Source organism: Segatella salivae F0493 (assembly GCF_000477535.1).
GTDB classification, from domain to species: domain Bacteria; phylum Bacteroidota; class Bacteroidia; order Bacteroidales; family Bacteroidaceae; genus Prevotella; species Prevotella salivae.
Genome location: NZ_AWGW01000027.1, coordinates 101,717 through 110,158, shown reverse-complemented (window position 1 = coordinate 110,158; position 8,442 = coordinate 101,717). Strand labels below are relative to the sequence as shown.

The 8,442-nt window shown below is 46.0% G+C and carries 4 protein-coding genes and 1 pseudogene; all 5 read left to right on the top strand.

From position 1 onward, the window contains the following. Positions 1 to 202 (top strand): annotated as a pseudogene (locus HMPREF9145_RS13795) (DUF6261 family protein); the annotation flags it as partial. Between the two features lie 294 nt (positions 203 to 496). Then, complete coding sequence (locus HMPREF9145_RS09830) at positions 497 to 1,198, top strand: SIMPL domain-containing protein (protein ID WP_021826180.1); 702 nt, start codon at positions 497 to 499, stop codon at positions 1,196 to 1,198. 56 nt (positions 1,199 to 1,254) lie between these two features. Further along, positions 1,255 to 3,609, top strand: coding sequence for a beta-galactosidase (locus HMPREF9145_RS09825; RefSeq protein ID WP_021826184.1), 2,355 nt, complete (start codon positions 1,255 to 1,257; stop codon positions 3,607 to 3,609). Between the two features lie 265 nt (positions 3,610 to 3,874). Continuing rightward, positions 3,875 to 5,056, top strand: a complete 1,182-nt coding sequence (locus HMPREF9145_RS09815) for an aspartyl protease (protein ID WP_021826140.1) — start codon at positions 3,875 to 3,877, stop codon at positions 5,054 to 5,056. Between the two features lie 78 nt (positions 5,057 to 5,134). After that, positions 5,135 to 8,119, top strand: coding sequence for a two-component regulator propeller domain-containing protein (locus HMPREF9145_RS09810; protein WP_021826211.1), 2,985 nt, complete (start codon positions 5,135 to 5,137; stop codon positions 8,117 to 8,119). Positions 8,120 to 8,442: the final 323 nt, after the last annotated feature.

Genomic DNA, 8,442 nt, shown 5'->3' with positions numbered 1-8,442 from the left:
AGCCAAGCGTAAATATGAATTGGCCATAACAGGCAAAACCACAGCCGAGGGCAAGCCCAAAACCATTTGGGTGGGCGTGAATAAGGATGGAACGCTGTACCTCGTGGAGGAGAAGAAGCCGAAGGCGAATGAGAAGCCGAAAGCCGGCGGCGGAACAACCGAACAGCCCAACTTTGGGATTAAACATAAAAACCAACCATAAAATTATCGAGCTTAGGGAAATGCGCAAAGCCGCATTCATAAATTAACTCTTATTGCGACGAAAACCTGCGCAGTGGCGTAGTTATACAATAGGTATCGTCATAAATACTCCTAAGTCTAAAGTGGTGGTGCAGCGCTGTTGCGATAACAGTGCTGCACCCTTTTTTATGCGGATTTGTTTTTTATACTTAAATCTCAATTCATCAAATACTAAAAGAGCCGTTTGAACGTTGTTATAACATACGAATCATAAATCTTTGAAACCAAGAACGCAATCCATAAAAATAACCATCGCATGAAAACAAGAATCATTTCAGCTGCCATTCTCGCCATAGGCTTGATGGCTTTGGGCCTTTTCATCAAAGGCGGTATCGACGATTATGCTAACAAAGACCGACAGGTGAGTGTGAAAGGATTGGCCGAACGCGAGGTCGCTGCAGACAAAGTGACGTGGCCCATCGTGTCGAAAGAACAGGGCAACAACCTGCTTGAACTCTACGACCGCATCGCCGTGAAGCAACAAAAGATTAAGCAATTCTTAATCAAAAGCGGCATTCAACCCAACGAAATCAGTATAAACCCACCAAAGGTGGTTGATGTAAAAGCCGAGCAGTATTCTTCAAACGAAAGAGAATATCGCTATTATGCAACGCTCATCATCACGGTTACTTCGCACAAAGTAGACCTGGTGAGAAGCATTATTGCCCGTCAAGGTGAGCTGCTTAAACAAGGCATCGCCATCGTTGCAGACGACAACGAAGACTTCATCGACTACGACTATGTTTCGTTCAAGGCCATGAAGCCTCGCATGATGCAAGAAGCTATCGCCAACGCGGAAACGACTGCCCAGCAGTTTGCCAAGAACAGCCACTCAAAACTCAATAAAATTGTGAGTGCAGACCAAGGCCAATTCAGCATTGAAGACCGCGATTCAAACACGCCTTACATCAAGAAGGTTAGAGTGGTGACCACCGTAACCTATTCGCTGAAGGACTGACAGAAGAAAAGTACTCTCGAACCGCAATCCATAACAACATTCATCACACCATAGACATGAACAGAAAGTTTTATCTTAAAACGATTATTGCAACACTGTTGTTCTGCCTTTCCACACTCACATCACAGGCTAGCGGGGGTGATTTCACCACCGGCAAAAACACTTTTTTGCTGAATGGCCAGCCCTTTGTGGTCAAAGCTGCCGAACTTCACTATCCTCGCATTCCACGTCCCTATTGGGATCAGCGCATCAAGATGTGCAAAGCACTCGGCATGAACACCATTTGCCTTTATGTTTTCTGGAACATCCATGAACAGCAAGAGGGTAAATATGACTTCACAGGCAACAATGACGTGGCTGCTTTCTGCCGATTGGCGCAGAAAAACGGCATGTATGTCATCGTGCGTCCAGGCCCTTACGTGTGTGCAGAATGGGAAATGGGAGGACTTCCCTGGTGGCTTTTGAAAAAGAAAGATATCCGGTTGCGCGAGGACGACCCCTATTTCATGGCGCGTGTAAAAGCTTTCGAGACTGAAGTGGGACGCCAATTGGCCCCGCTGACCATACAAAACGGTGGACCAATCATCATGGTGCAAGTGGAGAACGAATATGGTTCCTACGGCATCAACAAGAAATATGTGAGCCAAATTCGCGACATCGTGAAGGCTTCGGGCTTCGACAAAGTAACGCTGTTTCAATGCGATTGGGCCAGCAACTTCGAGAACAACGGACTCAACGACTTGCTTTGGACCATGAATTTCGGTACGGGTTCGAATATCGATGCACAGTTTAAGCGTCTCAAACAGCTTCGACCTGAGACGCCATTGATGTGTTCTGAGTTCTGGAGTGGCTGGTTTGACAAGTGGGGAGCACGTCATGAAACGCGACCGGCAAAGGCTATGGTGGAAGGCATTAATGAGATGTTGAGCAAGAATATCTCCTTTTCGCTCTACATGACTCATGGAGGAACCTCCTTCGGTCATTGGGCTGGAGCCAATAGTCCGGGCTTTGCGCCCGACGTAACGTCGTATGATTACGATGCACCTATCAATGAATATGGCCATGCTACGCCTAAGTTTTGGGAACTGCGCAAGACAATGCAGAAGTACAACGGAGGCAAACGGCTGCCCGATGTGCCTAAACCCGCAGCGCCAATCATCACGATTCCGAAGATGACACTTACTGAATTCAGTCCGCTCACCTTAGGGATGAGTATGCCAACAACGAGCCATGACATCAAGAGTTTTGAGGAAATGAATCTTGGTTGGGGTGCAATGTTCTACGAAACCAAACTTCCTCAAATTGAAAAGTCAAGCCGGTTGTCTCTCAACGAAGCACACGACTATGCGCAAATCTTTATTAATAACAAATTCATCGGCACGATAGACCGCACGAAGAACGAAAAAAGCATCAAACTTCCACCTGTGAAGCAAGGGGCAACCCTAACCATTCTTATCGAAGCGATGGGGCGCATTAACTTCGGACGGGCCGTGAAAGACTTTAAGGGAATTACCGAAAGTGTGACCATCGACACAGAGATTAATAGCCATGATGTGAGTTATCATCTCAAAAATTGGGTGATTGCACCGATTTTCGACAGCCATAAAACGGCACAACATGCCTTCGACAAGCTGGATGAAACCTATCGTTGCTTCAGTCCTATCAACTTTTCCTCGCCGTCTATCGGCTATTATCGCGGTTACTTCAACCTGAAAAAGGTGGGCGACACGTTCCTAAATCTTGAACAATGGGGCAAGGGTCAGGTCTATGTCAATGGGCATGCGCTCGGTCGTTTCTGGCGTATCGGGCCTCAACAGACGCTCTATCTCCCCGGCTGCTGGCTGAAGAAAGGACGCAATGAAATCATCGTCATGGACATTGTCGGCCCGAAAGCGCCCGTGATTTGGGGACAAGACCAACCTGAACTGAATAAACTGCAGTTGGAAAAGACCAATAAGCACAACAATCCGGGCGACCGCCCAGACCTCAATTCGGCTCAACCAGTAGCCCAAGGAGCCCTTCTTGCCACAGATCTTTGCCAAACTATAGAATTCAATCGCCCTGCCAAAGGCCGCTATATCGCCATAGAATGTAAGAACGTTCATGGCACAAATGATTACGTTGCCATAGCCGAACTCTATGCGCTCAATGCTGAAGGCGACCGCATCTCACGCGATTCGTGGTCTGTAAAATATGCGGATAGTGAGGAAGAAGACGGTAATCACACGGGAGATAAGGCTTTTGATCAACAGGAAACAACGTATTGGAAGACACAAGAAGGTAACTCTTTCCCCCATTTGCTCGTCATAGATCTCGGTGAAGTGCGCACACTCACGGGTCTACAAGTCCTCTCTCGCACTGAGAAAGGAAGTCCGGGAGCACTGAAAGACTATAAAATCTTTGTGTATTAAACCTCATCACCGCGCATCAAACGAAAGACCTAAGCTTTGGATTATTTTTGAAATCCTGTTTCTTTTCAAAGCTTAGGCCTTTCATTTCATTAATACCCGATTCATTCTTACACAGCCTTCCGCATGCCATTCCATAGGAATCAGCCATCCATCTGCGGCATATTCTGCCACCAACTGACGCATTTCGTTTGGCAATATGCATTTAATGACTTTCAATCCAAATGTTTTCTCTAAAAAACTACTATCTTTGCACAAAACGAATCGAATGAAACGGAACGAAATCTATCTACGCCTCTGCCTCTTGTTCATGGCGCTAACGAGTGTACTCCCCATGTTCTCACAAGGCTATCACACGAACTTCATGCTCTCACCAGCCCATTTCTGCGACACGATTCCTCTTGAATTTGAAGACAATCAACTATACATTCCCATCACAATGCAGGGCCATCGGCTACGCATTAACCTTGACACGGGCTCAAGTCAAGGCATGATTTTCCAAGGTTCGCGACTCAATTGGAACCGCGATTTGGGGAATATTGTCTCGCGAGATGCCAACGATCATCTTGACACAATGAAGGTTGTGACCCTCCCTTCCTTTCAGTTGGGGCGCCTCACCATTACTGATTATGTCGCTGCTATCATGCCGAAACCTATCGCCAAAAGCCATTATGATGCCATCATTGGCTTTGATCTCTTCCAAAAAGGCATCTGCGCGAAGATAGATACACAGAAAAAGACACTCATTTTAACCGACAATCGTCATGCCTTCGACAACGAACCGGGCTATGACCTGCGCTATAAACTCAAATGGTTTGTGCCTTACGTGCTCGTGAGTCCATTCATTCGTCATGTCGACGAGGTGCTTTTCGACACAGGTTCTCGCCCACTCTACACGATGAACAAACAGAGTTTCGACCGCCACGCCTATAAAAGTAAGAATGTAGAAAGCCAGGTTGAGGGTCGCACACGCGGTCAGTTAGCCATTGGAGTACATGGCATTGAACTGCAAGACGAGGTGGCTTTCCTACATCTTGACCGCTTAAAATGGGACCGATTCGCCCTAACCAACATCCACTCTGTTACCACTCAAGGCTCAAGTAGAATCGGAGCACAACTGCTCAACTATGGAACGATAACGATAAATCCCTTCCGTCGCACATTAACCTTTAGGCCTTTTGCCGACAACGACAGCGTAGAGGTGGGCAATAAGCCCTTCCGTATAGCCTTCGTTCCTAACAAAGGACGAGCTTGTGTGGGCCTCATCTTCGAGCAAAGTGACATCTACAAAGCAGGTATGCGACAAGGAGATATCGTGCTTTCCATTAATAGTAAGCCCATCAATAGCTTTGAAGAATTCCTCCACTACCCTTTCGTTGACGGACAAGTTTACACGTTCACTGTACGAACTAAAGAGGGACAACTGAAAGAAGTGGTAAGTAAAAGATAATGTTTTGCACGCTTTTCATTACCTTTGCCATTGAAATCATGTAACCAAACCTTACCACTGAACATTAAAAACCTTTGCATGAAACACCTGATTCTACTTACCTTATCTTGCCTTTTCAGCCTTTCGACGATTGCTCAACCTGCACTTGTCATGCAAAACAACGTCACTTATCTGAACATGATGAATGGACTTCCGAGCAATTTTGTTGATGATCTCTACACCGATAGTTATGGATTCATGTGGATAGCAACCCATAGTGGTGGCCTTGTTCGTTATGATGGATATGCTTATCGCTACTTCGGCACAGGCAAAAGTGACATGACAACACACAGCAATACGTGTCATAACATTACCGAAGATCGCTTTCATCGGCTCTGGGTTTGTTTCGATGAATACACCGAAGTGATTGACTTAAAGACCATGAAGACCATTGTTCCAAAGAGCACGAACGACAAACTGCGACACCTTCTGCGTCAACTCTCCGTGAAAGTCTATTGTGATTACAAGGGTGCAATATGGCTTGTTGGGCGGTCGATGATAACCCATCTTAGCTTTGATCAAATGGGAAATGTGCACCAAATTCGCCAAATTGCTTACCAAGGGAATACTCCCGACATCACGATAGCCGACATTAACCACGACGGAAGCCTATGGGCTGCCATTGATGGAGGGCTTTGTCGCCTCGTGGTTTCAGGCAATAAATTAGTGAAATGCAGTCTCGGCGCACCACTTTCTAAGCTTCATAACACCTTCATTACCTCCTTATTACGCCACCAAAACCATATTTGGATAGGCACATGGCAAGGTCTTTTACGTTATGATGTCTCTTCAAACACCCTGCAAACCTATCGACATTCCAATGCCATTCACACGCTTTCACACGATTATGTATCATCACTTGCCTTGTCTCCCAACAACCAATTGATTGTCGGAACCTTAGGCGGTGTGAACTTCTATCAGCCTAAAAGCGACGACTTCTCCATGTGGACTACCGACAGCAAGCATCATCCTTTGAGCAGCAATTTCGTGAATTGCATCGCCGTTGACCATGGTTCAATCTGGATTGGCACAGAAACGGGAGGCATCATCAAGTTAAATCCGCGCCCACTTCAACTCGAAAATTTCGCTCATTCAACCGAGCCGACGAGTCTATCTGCCAATGCTGTCAATGCGATGTATGCCGAACCTGACGGCACGTTGTGGGTAGGAACAGTAGAAGGAGGCTTGAATCGCAAGGCAAAAGAGGCGAAAACCTTCACCCATTTCACGACCGCCAACTCGTCATTAAGCCATAACGCTGTATCAACGCTTGCCGCAGATGACCATCAGAACCTATGGATTGGCACATGGGGCGGCGGACTTAACCTCATCAACCTACGCACCCATGCCACCATTCAGCGGTTAAAACTTCCCGAAGTCTATGCCCGCCTCACGCAGTTTATAGGCGCCTTGTGCATGGATCAACGTAATCAATTGATGTGGATTGGTACAAATGATGGTGTCTTTGCCTTCGATTTACGACGTCATCAACTATTCGAACCCTTCAAAAACTGCCGTAATATTCGTGGTGCTATAGGCGCAACAATCGATAAAGAAGGTTTCCTTTGGATGGGATGTGGAACTGGTGTTATCAAAATCGACTTGAAATCAAACCATAAGAACCCACGGATATTCCGTTGCCAGCACATGACTTACAAGTTAGATGCACCCAAAAGTGGAGTTATCGACAAGCTATGTGCCTTCTGCCAAGGGCGAGATGGCACACTATGGTTGGGCAGTAATGGGTATGGTCTCTATAAAAGAATCGTCGATAAACACGGAAATCAGCACTTCAAGGCCTACACTCAACGCGATGGTTTGGCACATAATGCCGTGAGAGGTATCGTTGAAGATGCTCAAGGAATGTTATGGATTACGACCGAAAATGGCTTGTCTCATTTCAATCCTCGCCGCGAAACATTCACCAATTACACGACAAACGATGGTCTGCTTTCCTCGCAATTCTATTGGAATTCAGCCATAAAGGCTACCAACGGAACCTTATATTTCGGCAGCGATAAAGGCTTAACAGCACTGCTTTACCATCAACCGACAAAGCTTTTCCGCGGTCGTTTGCGTTTCACTCGACTGCTTATCAACAATGAAGAAGTGGGCGCCGACTCACAATATCTTTGTGAAGACATCCACCAAGCCAAGGAAATACACATCAGCGAGGCTGATAAATCCATCACGTTTGAGTTTTCTTCTCTCAACTTTAGCAACGAAGAGCAGTGTGTTTACAGCTGCCGCATGAAAGGATTTGAACATGATTGGATTCAGTTGAAACCCGGAGAACATAGTATGCGCTATACAAACTTGCCACCGGGAGACTATGAATTTCAAGTGAGATGCGTCTCGGCAACCGATGACAACAATAACTTGACGGCCACAGTGCATGTAGTGGTGAGCCCACGCTTTTGGAAAACCTGGTGGTTTTGCCTGCTTTCACTCATCGCTTTGCTGCTCATGGGGCGCTATCTCTATCAACAGCGCGTAAAAGTGGTGCGGCGTCGTGAGGCAGAACGACTCATGAAACCGATTGAAGAGGCACTCAATGAGAGTGAAGCTCCGTCAGAATTGCAGCAAAGAATTGAGGGAATACTCCATGTGCAGAAGAAGATGACCCAGAGCAAACAGCGTTGTTACCTGACCGATCAAACGGAAATGCAGGCAAAACAACAGCCTTTCATGGACCGCGTAATGGCTATTGTAGAGACACATTATAACAATTCAGCCTTTGGAGTGATGGAACTGGCCGACCAATTGGGCATGAATCGCAATCTCGTTAGCCGAAATATTCATGCTGAAACAGGTTGTTCGACAAGTCAATTCCTACGCAACTATCGTTTAGATGTAGCGAAGAAAATCCTCATGGGCAATCCTCATGACCGCAACATCACAGAGATTGCCTACAAAGTAGGCTTCAATGACCCCAAATATTTCACGCGTTGTTACACCAAAAGGTTTGGAGAAGCGCCCAAAAAGAGCCTTTCCAATGACACAAATGCAAAGCAAGAAGAGTGACAACTCATGCGAAATAGAAGACAAAATCATAAAAAACAGCAAAATGATTTGAGGCAAAAGAGCTTGCCATTAGACCCTTTTCACACGATGATTTGACGCAAAACACGCGATGATTTGACGCAAATGACATTGGCTTTCTGTGCTGATGTTTTATATCTTTTAGCCCATAAGTATGCTGAATGAATAGAGATTCGCTGCCACAATCAGGTTAGGCTGTTTACGATGCAGCCTATTTCCAATCCCCTTTCAACACAACTTATCTTTCAGTTTGCAACACATGACGAATTGACATGGCTCATTCGGGATTGCATTTTATCATAAAT